At 55.6% G+C, this 14,926-nt stretch carries 18 protein-coding genes; 9 read left to right on the top strand and 9 right to left on the bottom strand.

Features of this window, described 5'->3' with window-relative positions; all coding sequences use genetic code 11:
• Window positions 1-13: 13 nt before the first annotated feature.
• Complete coding sequence (locus HOJ95_18110; protein ID MBT6396610.1) at window positions 14-781, bottom strand: SDR family oxidoreductase; 768 nt, start codon at window positions 779-781, stop codon at window positions 14-16.
• A gap of 247 nt (window positions 782-1,028) precedes the next feature.
• On the opposite strand from HOJ95_18110, the gene HOJ95_18105 reads away from it, so the two are divergent.
• Both HOJ95_18105 and HOJ95_18100 read left to right on the top strand, forming a co-directional pair.
• On the top strand, window positions 1,029-1,307 hold the full coding sequence (locus tag HOJ95_18105) for a peroxidase (GenBank protein ID MBT6396609.1): 279 nt from the start codon (window positions 1,029-1,031) through the stop codon (window positions 1,305-1,307).
• 54 nt (window positions 1,308-1,361) lie between these two features.
• Window positions 1,362-1,655, top strand: a complete 294-nt coding sequence (locus HOJ95_18100; protein MBT6396608.1) for a peroxidase — start codon at window positions 1,362-1,364, stop codon at window positions 1,653-1,655.
• Between the two features lie 22 nt (window positions 1,656-1,677).
• Here the strand turns inward: HOJ95_18100 and HOJ95_18095 are convergent, their stop codons facing one another.
• Window positions 1,678-1,830 carry a hypothetical protein gene (locus tag HOJ95_18095; GenBank protein MBT6396607.1) on the bottom strand — a complete coding sequence of 51 codons (153 nt, stop codon included), beginning with the start codon at window positions 1,828-1,830 and terminating at the stop codon, window positions 1,678-1,680.
• A 179-nt stretch (window positions 1,831-2,009) separates the two neighbouring features.
• Here HOJ95_18095 and HOJ95_18090 point away from each other — a divergent pair, with 179 nt between their 5' ends.
• Genes HOJ95_18090 through HOJ95_18080 form a run of 3 tightly spaced genes read left to right on the top strand, consistent with a single transcriptional unit; the run spans window position 2,010 to window position 4,736 of the window.
• Window positions 2,010-2,600 carry a DUF3090 family protein gene (locus tag HOJ95_18090; GenBank protein MBT6396606.1) on the top strand — a complete coding sequence of 197 codons (591 nt, stop codon included), beginning with the start codon at window positions 2,010-2,012 and terminating at the stop codon, window positions 2,598-2,600.
• Window positions 2,601-2,632: 32 nt separating this feature from the next.
• On the top strand, window positions 2,633-3,424 hold the full coding sequence (locus HOJ95_18085) for an SCO1664 family protein (GenBank protein ID MBT6396605.1): 792 nt from the start codon (window positions 2,633-2,635) through the stop codon (window positions 3,422-3,424).
• A 49-nt stretch (window positions 3,425-3,473) separates the two neighbouring features.
• On the top strand, window positions 3,474-4,736 hold the full coding sequence (locus tag HOJ95_18080) for a hypothetical protein (GenBank protein MBT6396604.1): 1,263 nt from the start codon (window positions 3,474-3,476) through the stop codon (window positions 4,734-4,736).
• A 33-nt stretch (window positions 4,737-4,769) separates the two neighbouring features.
• Here HOJ95_18080 and HOJ95_18075 read toward each other — a convergent pair whose 3' ends face one another.
• The 6 genes from HOJ95_18075 to HOJ95_18050 form a co-directional block, all read right to left on the bottom strand.
• On the bottom strand, window positions 4,770-5,699 hold the full coding sequence (locus HOJ95_18075) for an inositol monophosphatase (GenBank protein MBT6396603.1): 930 nt from the start codon (window positions 5,697-5,699) through the stop codon (window positions 4,770-4,772).
• A complete protein-coding gene (locus HOJ95_18070) occupies window positions 5,696-6,745 on the bottom strand; it encodes an Ldh family oxidoreductase (GenBank protein MBT6396602.1) in 1,050 nt (349 codons plus the stop codon). The genes HOJ95_18075 and HOJ95_18070 overlap by 4 nt, the downstream gene beginning before the upstream one ends.
• A gap of 63 nt (window positions 6,746-6,808) precedes the next feature.
• The gene (locus tag HOJ95_18065) at window positions 6,809-7,384 is read right to left on the bottom strand and encodes a hypothetical protein (GenBank protein MBT6396601.1); all 576 of its coding nucleotides are present in this window, start codon (window positions 7,382-7,384) and stop codon (window positions 6,809-6,811) included.
• Between the two features lie 23 nt (window positions 7,385-7,407).
• Window positions 7,408-8,607, bottom strand: coding sequence for a UxaA family hydrolase (locus HOJ95_18060; protein ID MBT6396600.1), 1,200 nt, complete (start codon window positions 8,605-8,607; stop codon window positions 7,408-7,410).
• A 12-nt stretch (window positions 8,608-8,619) separates the two neighbouring features.
• Entirely contained in the window at window positions 8,620-8,919 is a 300-nt protein-coding gene (locus HOJ95_18055; protein ID MBT6396599.1) for a UxaA family hydrolase, read from the bottom strand.
• 166 nt (window positions 8,920-9,085) lie between these two features.
• A complete protein-coding gene (locus HOJ95_18050; protein ID MBT6396598.1) occupies window positions 9,086-10,135 on the bottom strand; it encodes an Ldh family oxidoreductase in 1,050 nt (349 codons plus the stop codon).
• A 196-nt stretch (window positions 10,136-10,331) separates the two neighbouring features.
• Between HOJ95_18050 and HOJ95_18045 the strand changes: the two genes are divergently transcribed.
• The 3 genes from HOJ95_18045 to HOJ95_18035 all read left to right on the top strand — a co-directional run bounded on the left by HOJ95_18045 (window position 10,332) and on the right by HOJ95_18035 (window position 13,112).
• Window positions 10,332-11,120 carry an SDR family oxidoreductase gene (locus HOJ95_18045; protein MBT6396597.1) on the top strand — a complete coding sequence of 263 codons (789 nt, stop codon included), beginning with the start codon at window positions 10,332-10,334 and terminating at the stop codon, window positions 11,118-11,120.
• Between the two features lie 85 nt (window positions 11,121-11,205).
• Complete coding sequence (locus tag HOJ95_18040; protein ID MBT6396596.1) at window positions 11,206-12,288, top strand: NADH:flavin oxidoreductase/NADH oxidase; 1,083 nt, start codon at window positions 11,206-11,208, stop codon at window positions 12,286-12,288.
• Window positions 12,289-12,620: 332 nt separating this feature from the next.
• Complete coding sequence (locus tag HOJ95_18035) at window positions 12,621-13,112, top strand: hypothetical protein (GenBank protein ID MBT6396595.1); 492 nt, start codon at window positions 12,621-12,623, stop codon at window positions 13,110-13,112.
• A gap of 20 nt (window positions 13,113-13,132) precedes the next feature.
• On the opposite strand, the gene HOJ95_18030 is transcribed toward HOJ95_18035, so the two are convergent.
• Window positions 13,133-14,017 carry an alpha/beta hydrolase gene (locus HOJ95_18030; protein ID MBT6396594.1) on the bottom strand — a complete coding sequence of 295 codons (885 nt, stop codon included), beginning with the start codon at window positions 14,015-14,017 and terminating at the stop codon, window positions 13,133-13,135.
• A 329-nt stretch (window positions 14,018-14,346) separates the two neighbouring features.
• On the opposite strand from HOJ95_18030, the gene HOJ95_18025 reads away from it, so the two are divergent.
• Window positions 14,347-14,926: hypothetical protein (locus HOJ95_18025; GenBank protein ID MBT6396593.1), on the top strand; the 580-nt coding region annotated here is incomplete at its 3' end.

The raw sequence follows: 14,926 nt of genomic DNA, 5'->3' as shown, positions 1-14,926 counted from the left end.
TCTAAAAATGAAATCAAACTGCCAGGCGCCCGCCGTTCACCGAGACCGTCTGGCCGGTAAAATAGCCTGCCTCAGGCGAGGCGAGAAAGAGAATCCACCCGACCATGTCCTCGACCTCACCAATGCGGCCCAGGGGCGAGAGGGAGCCGATTTGTTTGCGCTGCTCCTCGCTCCTCAGGGCGACGACGCGGTCCGTCGCGGTGGTGCCGGGTGCAATGGCATTCACGGTGATGTTGTGTTCGCCAAGCTCGTTGGCCATGACGCGGGTCATGGCGTGAACGCCTGCCTTGGCGGCCGAGTAGGGTGGAGATGAGCGTGTCATGGAGGCCTGGCCGGCGACCGAGCCCATGTTGATGATGCGCCCGCTCTTTTGCTCCATCAGGGTGGGGATGGCGGCCCGGGAGCAGAGAAATACGCCCTTGAGGTTGCGAGAGATGACCTGATCCCATTCCTCTTCATCGGTCTCGGCCACGGTAAGTTGTTTGTTGAAGCCGCCCGCGTTGTTCAGGAGAACATCAATTCGCCCTGCCTCGGATACGATGCGCTCCAAGACGGCTTTGACTTCGCCCGAGTTGGTGATGTCACAGTGAATGAAGGTGGCGTCTCCACCGGAGTCCCTTATGGTCTCGGCAGATTTTTCGGTTTTCTCATCATCGATGTCGAGCAGATAGACTTTTGCCCCGAAATCGGCAAAAGCCTGGGCGGCGCCTCGACCAATGCCTACTGCCGCGCCCGTGGCAATTGCAACCTGTCCGCTAAAATCGAATTTCGTCTTGCCCATGATCGTTCCTCGCAAAAAAAATCGGTATGTGAAAGATAGCTGCTCGTGGCAGCTTCGAAAATGTTTTGGCCTCGCGGCCCGAACAAGGATATTAAAAAGAATATCGCCCGAGACTGAGTGTTTTACAAGGTACGTCAGACAACGTCTTTTTTTTCTCGGTGGGGCATGGTATTCAACGGGCAAAGAAAAATATAGCAACTGGTAGAGAAAGTCTGAAATTTTCCAATTAATGAGGTGGTGTATCGTTATGGCGAAAATCGACGGAAGCGAGGGCAATCCCATTGCCTGGGTGCATACGGTCCCCGAGGATGAGGCCGAGGGCCTTGTGAAGCGCTACTATGAGGCGGGGCGAGAAAAATTTGGCTCCCCGGCGAATATATCGCGCCCCTTTAGCAATCGGCCCGAACTCATGCGTGCCCACAGGGGTTTGTACCTGACGCTCATGCATGGCGATTCGAGGTTGTCGCGGGTGGAGCGAGAATTTGTGGCCATCGCGGTCTCGAAGGCGAACGGGTGTTTTTACTGAACGACGAGCCACGGAGAGTTTCTCCGTCAAGAGCTTGGCGATGATGCGCTCGCCTTGGAGCTAAAAGAGCGGCCCGATGAGGCGCAATTAACAGATCGCATGCGGATTATGCTCGATTTTGCCCGGCGCCTCACGAAAGACTCTGAGACGCTTCGGCGGGCCGATATGGACAAGCTTCGAGCCCAGGGCCTCGATGATACCGCCATCGTTGATCTGGTTGCGCTCGTGGGATACTTCAACTTCATCAACCGGGTAGCTCATGGTCTTGGCGTCTATCTTGATGAGGGGCTCAAGGGCCGCGCCGCGCCCGAGGCGCTGCGGGCCGAGCTCGAACGCTTGGATGAATGAAGCCCAATTGACGGCGCGGGAGTTAATTCACTAGGCTGGCGATCGTATCAAGCAGGCCATTGTCGATAAGGGTCCAGGCCGTCACGGTGACGGCGAGAATCAAAAGGGCGAGCAGTAGATACTCCATCGCGCCAGCCCGGGCGCCGGAGGGTCGTTTGTCAGAACTTTTCGTCATAAAAATGGCCTGGTGTTATCGGGTCGTGGCGGCATAGGATGAACCTCGCCGCCCTGGCGGTGAGGTAGGAGGATTATAAGCTTGGTGCCTGCGTATGCAAGGAGAGCGCCCTGGGTTTTGGCTAATTGATGGCTTTGGCTAACTGATTATCTCTTTTCGAAATGAGGATTCAAATATCAATGGAAATGGCAGAACATAATTTTGGACTGGTTGATACTGTCGAGCCCGAATCTCTGGGCTTGCCGGGCAAACGTGTATTCAGGTTGTTGATTGACAGTACGCCGCAGGCCGCCGCGACACTGTGGCTCGAAAAAGAGCAGCTCTACGGCCTGTCCGTGGCCATCAAGAAACTTATCGAGAGCACCCCATGGAAGGAAGGGGCTAATCCAGAGGAGGCCGATGTCCCCTACCTTGAGGACATGAGTATCCTTCAGTGCTCATCCGAGGAAATGGTGGAGTTCAAGGTCGGTCGTCTGGGTCTCGCCTTTGGGCCGGGCAAAAAGTATGTCACGCTTTTTTTCCACGATGCACTTGAGGAGGCCGAGGAAGACACCTTTGAGGACTTCGAGGATTCCGAGGAGGTAGGCGACGCAGAGCCAACCATTCGGGCGAAGTTGCAAATTTCTCTAGAGGTGAGTCACTCCGAGAGTTTCGTGAATAAGAGTCTTGAACTCTGCGCCTCGGGCAGGGGAACTGATTCGGTTTCCAGGCAGGCCCTTGTTGCTGCGGGTAAGGTCAATCCCAATACGAACGGTCACTTTAAACATTAATCTGCCGCCGCCCATTTCATAGGAAAGCCAGCGTGTCTTCTGAGTCGTTTCCCGAGACAGATTTTGGGGAGGATGCGCCTTCCTCTGAGGAGGATGAAGGCACTCGCCTATCCATCGATGAGATCGAAAGTCTAATCGATGGGGCCGAAATTGAGGGGGGCGAGCTCGTTCCCCGGGGCTCGAACTACACCTTTGCGGTCGAGCTTCGAAATGGCGACCTGCGCTTTCTGGGTATCTACAAGCCTGCCGGCGGCGAGCGCCCGTTGTGGGATTATCCATATGGCACCCTTCACCATCGCGAGCGCTGCTCTTTTCTCATTAGCCAGGCTCTCGGCTGGCAACTCGTGCCGCCCACAATCGTGCGAGAGGGCCCGCACGGTGAGGGCTCAGTTCAACTCTACATTGCCCATGACCCTGAATCTGACTACTTCACCCTCCTGGAAGAGGGTAGGCCCGAGCTTTTTCTCCTCGCGGTTTTTGATCTCATTGTAAATAATACCGACCGCAAAGGGGGACATTGCCTCAAAGGCCAGGACGGCCGCGTTTGGGGCATCGACCATGGCCTGACTTTTCATGTCGAACCGAAGCTGAGAACCGTTATATGGGATTTTGCGGGCCATGAACTTTCGGAAAACATTCTCGACGATCTCAGAGGGCTCGACAGAAAGCTGGATGATGGCGAAAATCCCATGACAAGTGAAATAATTTCACGGCTTGAGCCCGAAGAATTCGATATGCTTCGCAGGCGGGTAGGAGCATTTCTGGCTAATCCTCGGTTACCGCATCCCGAGGAGTACAGAAGTTTCCCCTGGCCTCCCATTTAAGCGAAATGAAAAACGCCCGGGTTTACACAGGCGAGAAGAGGTGCGTGGTATGCAAGATGTCAGGCGGATGATTTTCCTCAAACCTCTCGTTGGCGCTATTTTTCTGGTGATGGTTTTAGGTGCTTGCGGACTTGTCGACAGATTGGGTTTGGGTGGTGGCGGCTCGCAAGCGATATCTCCCAAGCAGAGTGATGAAGCCGACTTTCGGACGGCACAGTCTGTCCACACTGCTAACGCCTACCGAAAGTACATAAAACTTCATCCCACCGGAGCGCATACCAGACGGGCTGAGCTGCTGGTCGAGAAGATTTCTTATTACGATGTGATCTCGCGTATGAAGTCTAGCCAGCTTGAAGCGTTCATCCGCAAGTACCCAAAAAGTAAATTCGCCTCGACCGCACAAGAAGAGCTCCAAAAGACAGAGTACGACAAAGTGAAGCGGAAGGATTCGATAAAAGATTACCGTGCCTTCATTGCACGCCACATAAAAACGCCTAGCGAGTGGACAGCTGCTGCGACCCAGCGGCTAGAGCGCCTTCTTTTGGACCGCGCCAAGTCATCGGATAATGTTCTCACACTTACTCGCTACATTCATGATAATCCCGGTAACCCCTACATGGATGAGGCCAGAGAAGCGCTCAAGCAGGCCTCCTTTGAGCGAGCCATGAACTCGATGGTTGCTGACGACTGGGATGCTTTTATTCGGCGCTATCCCAGGAGCCAAGAGGCTGAGATCGTCTCTAAACACATGGAGAAACAAGAGCTCCGCGTTGCCGAGCGCTCGGGAAGCGCGGCGGCTCTCGATAAATATTTAAAGCGCTATCCTAAGACGCCGCACCGTGGGCGTATTCTCTCCTCGCTCGCCCTCATGTCGAAAATTCGGGACCGGCGGGCGGAGAAATGGATGAAGGTTAAGGAAGTCGAGCTAGATGTTTACAGGCCCCGAAAATGCCCAAAATGCAAACCATACCTCAAGGTGCACGGCACGCTCGCGAACATCGACAAGGATTTTGTCTATGATCTGGTCCTTGAGATCGAGATTGTTGAAAAGGGAAGGCGCTGCTGTAAAACATCGCACAGCGTAAGGGGGATTGTGCCGGGCGAGAGTCGCCTCTTTTCGTTCTCGATTCCCGGGATAGAGCCCAAGGGCCGCCCCCCCAACTATGAGCTTCGTATCAAGTCGTCTAGTTCCTATAGAAATTCATCTGGAAACGAGAAAGAATCACTGACCGAGATACAGACGTTTGGAAAGAAATCGCCCGTCGATAGCTTCAAGCCCGTACCCGTCCCGCCGTTGGGCAAAAGGCGTTGAAGCCACTTCATTTGTATTGGGAAAAAAGAAAAATTAGTTGCCGGGTCGTTTCTTGGTCCAAAGCCCCGGCCTGTTCACCTTGCGGATATTGGTGGAGATGAATTTCGTGAGTTCGGGATTGCCTACCAGCAGCGAGCGCCGCCATTTTCTGGCGGCGTCGATATTTTTAGGTAGGTTTTCGGGCGGGAAAAAATTCTCGAATGGCTCCCATCGGTCAGTGCCGTTTTGCCGGATAACGGGACGCCCGCCTGCTTCCTTGACGATGAGGACGCCTGCGGCCACATCCCAGATGCTAGGAGCGCCGAAAAGGGCATAGTGAAGCCCGCCTCTTGCCACGAGCGCGAGTTCATAAGCGATGGAGCCCGGCGCACGAACCTCGCCGAGGCTAGATTTGAGAGGTCCCGTCGGCCGGAACTGGGTCCAGTAGGCGCCAGGCAGACTCGCGATTCGCTTGCCGGTTGGCTTGCCGTCCTCGGCCACTTGAATAGGATGCGACTCGCGAAATGCGCCGCCCCCCTCCCATGCGCGGTAGATGGTGCCCCCGCTTGACGAGGGCTCCGGCGTGAAGATAGCGCCCGCGACTGGGCGGCCTTTGTAAAGTACGCCGACCGAGCACCCCCAAACGGATAAACCGTTTAAAAAATTTTTAGTGCCGTCCAGTGGGTCGAGTATCCACAGGTAATCGGGGACCTCTTTTTCCCCTTCGCGTTTGGCCTCTTCTTTATCCTTGGAGGTTTCCTCGCCTAATACGGCGTGGTCCGAAAATTTGGCGACAATGGCCTTGGAGAGAAAATCCTGGCTCGCGGTGTCGGCCTCGCTGACGGGATCAGTTTTCGCCTTGTTCTTGTAGTCCACCTCGACGCGCTTGCCGAACAGACCCAAAAGAATCGCGCCTGCCCCGCGTGCGAATTCGGCAGCAGAATCAGCCAGCGCCTCGGGGGCGATTTTGGGGGAGGGTGTCATTCGAAGGTTTCCATTTCGGGGATGTCGAGCTGGCGAGCCAGCTCAGCGAGTTCGGTGTAGCGCTCGGGAAGCAGGGGTATGCCGCTTGCCCTAAGCGCCTGCTCGCTATCATATTCCTTCTCCCCGGGCATATAGATGCGCTCGACGCCAGCCGCCTTAGGCGCGGCGCGAAGCACGCTGCATAGCGTGTTTACCGTGGCCCGAAACTCCGCCATAGGAATTAGGGATTCAATTCGGATGGCGGCGAAAAAGTGGGTGACGTTGCCGGGGTCCGTGGGGTCCATGAGCCCGCCGATGCCGTGGCTATGGGCGCCGCCCGTTAGTGCACCCAAAATGGCGTCGATGGCGACCGAGAGGCCAACGCCCTTGTAGCCGGCAATTGCGGTGAGGGAGCCTGATTCGAGGACTTCGTTAGGATCTGTCGTGGGCTCGCCCTCGGCATCCACCCCCCAGCCCTCAGGGATGTTTTTGCCTGCCATGTGCGCCTGGAGGACATAGCCGCGCGCCACCGTGCTGAGCGCCATGTCGAGTTCGATGGGCGGGTCTCCTGGTATGGCGATGGCGACCGGATTGTTCCCGAGAATTTTTTCTTTCCCGCCTGCAGGCGCGATGGTCTTCACCGCGTTTGTTGTGACGATGCCGACCATGCCTCGCTTAAGCGCCAACTGGGCGAAGGTTCCAGCCGCGCCGAAGTGGTTGCTGCGTTGCATGATGACGACGCCGACGTTGTGTTTTTCAGCACGGTCTAGACTCTCTTCCATCCCGCGCTTGGAGACCACCTGACCCATGCCGTTGTCGCCATCCATGAGGGCGAGCGCGCCGGCGTCTTTGATGACCTTGATGTTGGGTGTGGGGTTGTTGGTTTTACTTTTTAAACGAGTGACGTATGCAGAAGTGCGGATGACGCCGTGGCTCGATGTGCCGCGAAGCTCTGCCTGGGTGAGCGTGTCGGCGGTCCATGCCGCATCCGCCTCGGGCATGTCCGCGCGTTTGAAAACTTCGGTGATGAATCGTTTGAGCTCTTCTTTGTGAACGAGACGACTCATTTAACGCTCCTTGGGATTTTGGCCAGCGGTTGAAGGCGAGGCCTTGCGTGAGAGTTTGTGTCCTCAGTTTTTATGGCGCTCAAAAAGATATGCGCCTCCGTGGCGGATGTGCTCGCCGCTCACCACTTCCGTTAAGTAGTCGCTACGCGACACTGACCATCGATCAGCTGTTTCAATGCGCTGCGATATCCAATCTGAATTGCGCCAGAGATGCTCGCTTCCGGCAAAACCAGGCCCCTCCTGTAGGATGACGAGGTACCAGCGCACATCGGGGTTGGCCAAGATGATTTTTTCTGCGCCAAGATCGAAGGGAAGCCAGCAAGACACGACCATGTCGGGACGATAGCGGGACAGGGCTTCTTCCGCGCCAAGAGGCTCAATATCGTCATCGCCCGCCGGGTCCGTCATTCGAAGGGGAATTCCCTGCGCCATGAGTGCCCGACCAAGTGCCCCAGCCCCTGAGCCCACCTCAACAACGTGCCTCGGAGCCAGTGGCCGGATGGTATCAGCTAGCGCCTCGACCCATTCGACGGTGGGGAGCTGGTAAATGTCATGCGCCTCGCACCAGGGCAACCAGCCCTCGCCAGCCTCCTCGCTGGCGAGGCGGGCTAGCGCCTCATCATAGCCGATGAGCGGCATCGTTTTGCCGCCCTCCCTGCAACCTAGACGCTCAGGCCGTTGCGGGTGATGGCAAAGGCATTGTCCTCGTGAAGGATTTCGGCCTTGGTCATCTTGCCGTTGGCGATGTCGATCACCTCGTCATAAACGCGCCGCCCGGCCTCCTCGATGGTTGTTCCCGTAAACATGTCCGACACGTCAACGTCGAGGGTGTCGCGCTGCAACTTGGCGGATACGGGATTTCCCGTAATACGCAGGGTGCTCATCAGCGGGTGGTTGATGGTATGGCCGCCGCCCGTTGAGAAAATAAGCACCTGGGCGCCTCCACCGGCTATGCCGGTGATGGACTCGCCGCCGTGGCCGGGGGTGTCCATGACGTGGAGGCCGGGTATTTTCTTCGCCCGCACGGAGTAGGGAATCACGTCGACGATGGGGGCCGAGCCCGCTTTTTGAATGGCGCCCAGTGATTTTTCCTCGATGGTGGAGAGGCCACCCTCCATGTTGTCGCCCGTGGGCTGGCTTCCGCGAAGGTCCACGCCGCAAGCGAGGATGTCGGCTTCCATCTTGTTGACCATTGCCCAGATTTTCTTGCCCAGCGCCGGACGTACACATTTGGCCGCGAGAACATCCTCGCCGCCCATCATCTCCGTTGTTTCGGCCAAAAGGGCGCGACCACCAAGCTTGATGACCTGGTCGGTGACCCAGCCGGTCGCCTTGTTGTGCGAGATGCCCGAGGTCGTGTCCGATGTGCCACAGTTGAGGCCGAGGAGGAGCTTTGAGACGGGCACTTCCTGGCGGTGCTCGTTGGTGAGTTCACGAATCATTTCCATGCCGATGCGCGTTGCCTTAGCGGTGGCATCGATGGCGCCGCCGTCCAGCCGGATGTTGATGGCCTCAACGCGCTTGCCGGTCTTGGCAATCTCGTGGGCGATCTCCTCGGCGGTGCAGCCCTCCTCGCGGTGGTGGTCGATGACGACGACCGCACCGGCGTTTGCGTTCTGACCGTGTGCGACGAGGGTCTCGAACGTGCGCCTGAGGTCGGGTTCAATCTGGCAGCGCCCGAGGGGATGGGTGATGGAGACGCTATGGCGCAAAGTGCGCGTCACTCGCTCGCAGGTGGGGTTGGCGTATAGCGTACCGCTCAGGACGAGGAGATAGTTCCTTGCTCCCACGTCGCCGTTTTCTCTTGGGTAGCCGAACCATGTCTTGCGCAGCCGGGGGGTCGGTTTTTTTCTTCTGGCCATGTGCAGTGCTCCTTAGTTTTCTTCGAGGTCGCCGCGGCCCCGGTTGCTTTCAATGTTGTGAACGTGAATGTAGTCGCCCATCTTGATCTCTTTGCTGGCAGAGCCGATCGAAAGGCCATACTTTAGGCACTGGTCGCCCTTTTTAAGCGGTTTGACGCAAATCTTGTGGGCAAACGGGATACTCTGTCTGGCCTTTAATTTCTTCGTTTTCTTGCCGTTGAACATCAACTCGACCGTCTCACCTTTTTTTATTTTGGCGATACAGGTAGCGACATTGTCCGACTTGTCAATAATCATGGCGACTTTAGCCACAGCACTCCTCCGAATTAAAAGGTAAATAACATGCCTGCCGCTCAGGCGAATTGCGATGGCGACAGCGACCCGATTCAATCGACTTGGTTGTGTTTCCACCGGCACTTTACCGCAACGTTTGAGTGGTGTTCAAGGAACACATGCCCAAATTGCAGGTAAACAAATGTCAGGCATTAGAGAGGGGCCGCACGCCAAGCTCGTTGGCAATGCGGTTGAGATCCTCTATCAGGGCTGGCTTGAGATTAATGCCGCCTGCAAGCGCATCGCGATAGCGGCGGTGGGCACCCTCTCCTGGGATTCGAATTTCATCGAAGCCCGGCGCAAGGCGCGAGCTTTTTATCTCACGAACGGTTTCGTCTACAGCCGCCTGGTAGTCGCCCCCAAGGCAGCGCTCTGGGTCGATGGCGATGGCGAGCATGGGAAGTGCGAATTGTTTGTCTGTCTCGGTCCACTCTGGCTGCTCGGCATCGAAGCCGTTCCCCGAAAGGGCCGAGGTGATAAAGCTGAACATTAGCGCGAGCCCATAACCCTTGTAGTCGCCAAGGGGGAGCATTGTGCCCTTCGCGCCCAGGGCGGCGTCGGTCGTAGGCTGACCTTCCGGGTCAAGAGCCCAGCCCTCGGGGATGGGCTCCCCGGACTTTGCTGCGAGGAGGACATATCCCTTGGCCACCTTCGAGGTCGCCATATCAAAGATAATAGGAAACTCTTGTGATGAGGGAATGGCGAAGGCAATCGGACTGTTGCCCAAAAGTCGCTCGGCCCCGCCCCATGGTGCGAGGTTTCCGGTTGCCCCGCTTATGACGATACCGATCATGCCCTTTTGGAGGGCCATGGCGGCGAGATAACCGATGTGCCCCGTGTGCGAGGAGCGGCGAATGGCGGCTGCGCCAATTCCCGAGGCTTCGGCTTTTTCCATCGCCACTTCCATGGCCCGGCTCGCGACGACGGCGCTCATGCCAAGGTCTCCATCAAGAAGCGAAAAGGCGGGAAGATCGGTTACGGTCGTAATGTTCGGGCGCGGGTTGGCGGTGCCGCGGCGAAGGCGCTCGGCGAACACCCCGAAGCGCACGCAGCCGTGGGAGCCCACTCCCCGGAGTTCAGCATCGACAGTCTGGGCGGCACACTTTGCCGCGTCCCCGGCTGGCAGACCCAGCGCCTCGTAGGCGCGAGTGAGAAAATCGTTAAGCGCCTCGGCGCTAATCGTGGTATCTGGCATGAAGTCTCCCTCATATGTATGTGGGATGAACAAATATCATATTTATGCCCTCCGGTCTCGCCTTGGCGTGGAGGCGAAATGGCGTTATATAGTTAGGCATCGAAAATTGATGGGGAGTCAGGCTGGGGGCAGGTGTCCCCATGTCTGTTGCACGCGGAATTTTGAAGCATTTTTACTTATGTGAAAGGGGTGCAGAATGGATCTTGGATTGAAGGGGAAAAGTGCCATCGTCACCGGGTCGAGCCGGGGCATCGGGCGCGAGTGCGCAATTGCACTGGCCGGTGAGGGGGCGCGAGTCTGTGTGACGGCGCGTGATGAGGAACTGCTCAAAAAGGCGGTTGATGATGTCAACGCAGCAGGCGGCGAGGGGATGTACGTCGTGTCCGACCTGACATCGCTCGATGGATGCAAGAAAGTAGTAGATGCCACTGCGAGTAAGTTCGGTGGCGTGGATATTCTCATCAATAGTGCTGGTGCAGCCAAGGGCGGCGATGTTCTTGATATCGATGTGGACCTGTTTTCCGATGCGTTGAGCCTCAAGACCTTCGGTTATATTCGCATGGCACAGCTCTGCGTATCCCACATGAAGAAAAACAGCTGGGGCCGAGTCATCAACATTTGCGGCGGTGCGGGCGCAAGCCCGGCTCGGGGGAATCTGCCCACCAGTTTTGCGAACATCACAGTTCTCAACGCCTCGCGTGGTCTTTCCGATGCTGTTTCGGGCGACGGAATTATCGTGAACAACATTTGTCCTGGCATGACGAACACCCAGCGGGCCCGCGATATTTCTCAAGCCGGGGCCGATAAGGCAGGCAAGAGCGTCGAGGAATTCTTGAAAGAGCGGGGCTCCAAGATACCGGCTGGCCGTATTTGCGAGCCCGAGGAAGTCGGACGGATGGCCGCCTTCTTGGCTTCGGAGGCGAATTCTTATTCTATGGCAGCCTCGATATATATGGATGGTGGTGCGCGCCGCAGCACGCCCTGATCCGAGCGTTATCGGCCCGGAGCGTTTTGCGCTCCGGGCTTTTTTCATTCGTTGTGCATGATTTCTCTGACAGGAGTTTATCCGGATGCCTCATCTTTTCGATGAATTACAACTTCGCGGTATAACGCTAAGAAACCGTATCGGTGTTTCGCCAATGTGCCAGTACGTCGCAAAAGACGGTTTTGCCGACGAGTGGCACCTCGTTCACCTCGGAGCGCGAGCGGCAGGCGGGGCGGGGCTTGTAATCGTCGAGGCGACGGGTGTTGTACCTGAGGGGAGAATAACGCCTGGCTGTTTGGGTATCTGGTCAGACGATCATATCGAGCCCCTGGAGCGAATTACTAAGTTTGTAAAAGGGCAGGGTGCAGTAGCTGCCATTCAAATAGGCCATGCCGGTCGCAAGGCCAGTTGTAGAGAGCCTTGGGAGGGTGGCAGTTATCTTTCGGACGATGAGGGTGCCTGGGAAATAGTGGCTCCGAGCGCTGTTCCGTTTAATGATTCGGCACCGGTGCCCCGCGAACTTACTTTAGATGATATCGCCGGGCTTCAGGATGCCTTCCGTTTGGCCGCACGCCGCTCAAAGGAGGCGGGATTCGATTGGATAGAGGTCCATGGTGCACATGGATATTTGATGCACAGTTTTCACTCGCCAATCTCAAATAAGCGGACCGACAACTATGGTGGCAGCTTCGAGAACCGTGTTCGCTTCACAGTGGATACGGTCCGTATCGTCAGAGAGGAATGGCCCGAGGATCGGCCCATGTCGGTCCGACTCTCGTCCACGGACTGGTTCGAGGGGGGCTGGACGCTTGAGGAAACAATTGAGCTTGCAAAAATTCTAAAGGCTGAGGGAGTGGACTTGATTGATTGCAGCGGTGGCGGGGGAACGCCGTTGGCTAAGATTCCCGTTGGCGCTGGCTATCAAGTTCCTTTTGCCGATGCTGTTCGGCGAGAGGCGGATGTCCCCACCTCGGCGGTCGGGATGATTACCGAGCCCTGGCAGGCCGATCAAATCATCCGAAATGGGCAGGCCGATATCGTTCTTTTGGCGCGCGAATATCTGCGCGACCCCTACTGGCCCCAACGTGCTGCGGCAGCGCTGGCAAAAAAAGATTTGGCCTACGTTCCTGATCCCTACCACCGGGCTCATGGGCGAAAGATGGGGTAACTCCCGCCGCCAACATTCTAGTTTGAGCAATTCCTCTATTAAATTCACCGTTGCGCTTCTCTACGGGAAATTTTATTTCGCGAAGTTTTGTGGGTTTTCCATCGTATCGTTACGCCTCAATATCCATATAAACCTCTTGGGATAACAGTTTCGCGATAGGTGCCCCTTGAAACGCTGTATTGCTAATAATCACAACACTTTATAAGATTAATTTTGTCTCGGATGCGCCTTTTACAAAAAAGCGTATCCAGATTTTGTGCACACCTGTGAGTGTGAACACTCGCAGGGTAGACACTCCCAGAGTTAGCTGCCTGTGTAATAGGAGAATGGCGGTGGTTTTCATTTTCATAGGTCTCGTCGGTCTTGTGGTGAGCGCATCAATCAATGATACGACCATGATATTTGGGTTTCTCTGGCGAGATATTTCTCTGAATATTTACGGGGTCTTTATGAGCTTCCTGATCATCGGAAGCGTGCGTTTGTACAAGGCAAGCCACCCTTCTCCAAAGAAAGGGCGCTCTGGCAGAGGCAGAAAGTCAAGAAGTCATCGCAGGAAGCGAGGGACCAGCAAGAGTACGAGTGGCATGGAGCATATCCATTGGGCGCACAAGGCAAGAACAGTCAAATTGTATGCGGCCTGGTTTCTTTTCTGTTTGGTCACTGCACTGGTGTCAACTCTTGTGATGAAGGCGGACTTGAGGTCAACCATGGAGTCGATAAGCTCTTTTATGTTGTTTGGATCGAGCGACCCCTACATGTCGCCCAAGAAAACAAAACAAATCGACGGCGAGATGAGAAATGCCATAAAAGAGATACTTAAGTAAAACCTCACCTTTAAGCGCGTCTACTTTTCCTCAGGCATGAGTGAGGAGGAACTAATAGATCTTGGGTCGCGTGTAGGCCATCTTCCGGCATCGACCTCGGTGATGAATTCGAGAACGACCCGGTTGAACATCGCGGGCTCCTCGAGGTTAATAAGGTGGCCAGCGTTGGGAAATGTGATGAGGGCCGCTGTCGAAATCGTGCGCTTCATGAAAAGCGCGGGCTCAAGACAGGGCTCGTCTTCATCGCCTGTGAGAATAAGCATCGGAACCTTGCATTTTTTCATCGATTCTTCAAGTTCGTAGACCGAGGGGCGAAGAGCCTGAAGGCCCCGCATGGTATTCGCCGCCCCGAGAGCCGAGCGCTCGACAAATTCTCTCTGGAAACGCTCGTAGGCGATTGGGTCTTTTCTCTCAAGCTGAACGCGCGTGGGCCCGGCTGTGTAGGTGGGGCCAAATTTCTCAAGACCATCCTCAAGGAAACGCCGGGCAACCTCTTGGGCCTCACTCTGGAATTTATCGCGTTGGCTCATGTCAGAGCCGTAGCCGCAGCCGGCCACCACGCATGAACGGGCGAGCTCTGGATAGCGAAGCCCGAGATGTAGCGATGCGAAACCACCCATCGATAGGCCTACGATATGAGCCGGGGCGAGATTGAGGCCCCTGATAAGGTCGGCGAGATCGTTAACGGCGTGGTCCTGGCTATATGCTGAAACCTCCTCGGGAACCTCCGTGGGAGGAAATCCTCTGGCGTTGTAGGTGATCGTTTGGTAGCGACGGTTGAAGTAGCGCACCTGGTCTTCCCAACTACGGAGGTCGGCGGCGAATTCGTGGACAAATACGATGGGGGCTCCCTCTCCCGAGGTTTCGTAATGAATCTGAATGCCGTTCGCTTTAATTTCAGGCACGTTTTCACTCCTGCGCTGTAGGTGAGTATCGAGAATGGTAGCTAAATGTATGTCAATGCGGCAATTGGGGGAAGCGGGCGGCGTAACAAAAGTGAGTAGCAATATCCCGAAATTTTTGGCTTGATTTTAGCCATTATCTCCTTGAAAATGGCCCTGCTTGGGCATCCGTTATAATATGGAACCTCAAGCTGCTTGTTATTTTAAGAATAACTCAATATCGAGTGGTATAGATTTCGTCCGCAATTGTTTTTTGGCGCATGTGCTCCGCTAATTTGCTGGAATGTCGGTTTTGCACATCGTTGCTTGGCCAATCTTTAAGGAGAAGTTTGGTGACCCATACTGAAAAGAGACATCTCGCCGTTCATAAAAAAAATGAACGGAAGATTCAATGGTGGAGTGTAGTTATCATCGCTGGTGTCCATATCGCTGTTCTTGCTGCTTTTAATCCGAGCTTCTACAGTACCTCGGGCCTCATTCTCGCCGTCGTTCTCTATTTTGTTGCCGGAATGCTGGGCGTGACACTGTGCTTTCATCGATTGCTCACCCATCGAAGCTTTCAGACGTTCAAATGGATGGAGTATTTTCTGACCTTTTGTGGTGTGCTCGCTCTTCAGAGCGGGCCGATGCAGTGGGTGGCCCAGCACCGGATTCACCACAAGGAGGCTGATGACGAGCCTGATCCGCATTCACCGCTCGTCACATTCATGTGGGCGCACATGGGCTGGCTCTTTGTGACGATGCCCGGTTGTGAAGCTTATGAGGAATACTGTCGATTCGCCAAGGATCTGGATCGTGATCCGGTGCAGCGTTTCTTTGATAGATATTTCTTTGCTCTATGGGTGGCATTCGCTGTTGTTGTATATGCCGCTGGCGAGATATATGGCGGTCTTGGGGCCTCATGGTTCGTGT

It is taken from the genome of Nitrospinaceae bacterium (assembly GCA_018669005.1).
Taxonomy (GTDB): domain Bacteria; phylum UBA8248; class UBA8248; order UBA8248; family UBA8248; genus UBA8248.
Note: the sequence above shows the minus strand (reverse complement) of the source record. Positions and strands in the feature narration are given on the sequence as shown.

Bases quoted from the DNA above. Each gene is read 5' to 3' on its own strand.
- HOJ95_18105 (MBT6396609.1), top strand. From the start codon at position 1,029: ATGGCGAAAATCGACGGAAGCGAGGGCAATCCCATTGCCTGGGTGCAT.
- HOJ95_18040 (MBT6396596.1), top strand. From the start codon at position 11,206: ATGCCTCATCTTTTCGATGAATTACAACTTCGCGGTATAACGCTAAGA.
- HOJ95_18065 (MBT6396601.1), bottom strand. From the start codon at position 7,384: ATGCCGCTCATCGGCTATGATGAGGCGCTAGCCCGCCTCGCCAGCGAG.
- HOJ95_18060 (MBT6396600.1), bottom strand. From the start codon at position 8,607: ATGGCCAGAAGAAAAAAACCGACCCCCCGGCTGCGCAAGACATGGTTC.
- HOJ95_18070 (MBT6396602.1), bottom strand. From the start codon at position 6,745: ATGAGTCGTCTCGTTCACAAAGAAGAGCTCAAACGATTCATCACCGAA.
- HOJ95_18075 (MBT6396603.1), bottom strand. From the start codon at position 5,699: ATGACACCCTCCCCCAAAATCGCCCCCGAGGCGCTGGCTGATTCTGCT.
- HOJ95_18110 (MBT6396610.1), bottom strand. From the start codon at position 781: ATGGGCAAGACGAAATTCGATTTTAGCGGACAGGTTGCAATTGCCACG.
- HOJ95_18050 (MBT6396598.1), bottom strand. From the start codon at position 10,135: ATGCCAGATACCACGATTAGCGCCGAGGCGCTTAACGATTTTCTCACT.
- HOJ95_18080 (MBT6396604.1), top strand. From the start codon at position 3,474: ATGCAAGATGTCAGGCGGATGATTTTCCTCAAACCTCTCGTTGGCGCT.
- HOJ95_18045 (MBT6396597.1), top strand. From the start codon at position 10,332: ATGGATCTTGGATTGAAGGGGAAAAGTGCCATCGTCACCGGGTCGAGC.
- HOJ95_18090 (MBT6396606.1), top strand. From the start codon at position 2,010: ATGGAAATGGCAGAACATAATTTTGGACTGGTTGATACTGTCGAGCCC.
- HOJ95_18095 (MBT6396607.1), bottom strand. From the start codon at position 1,830: ATGACGAAAAGTTCTGACAAACGACCCTCCGGCGCCCGGGCTGGCGCG.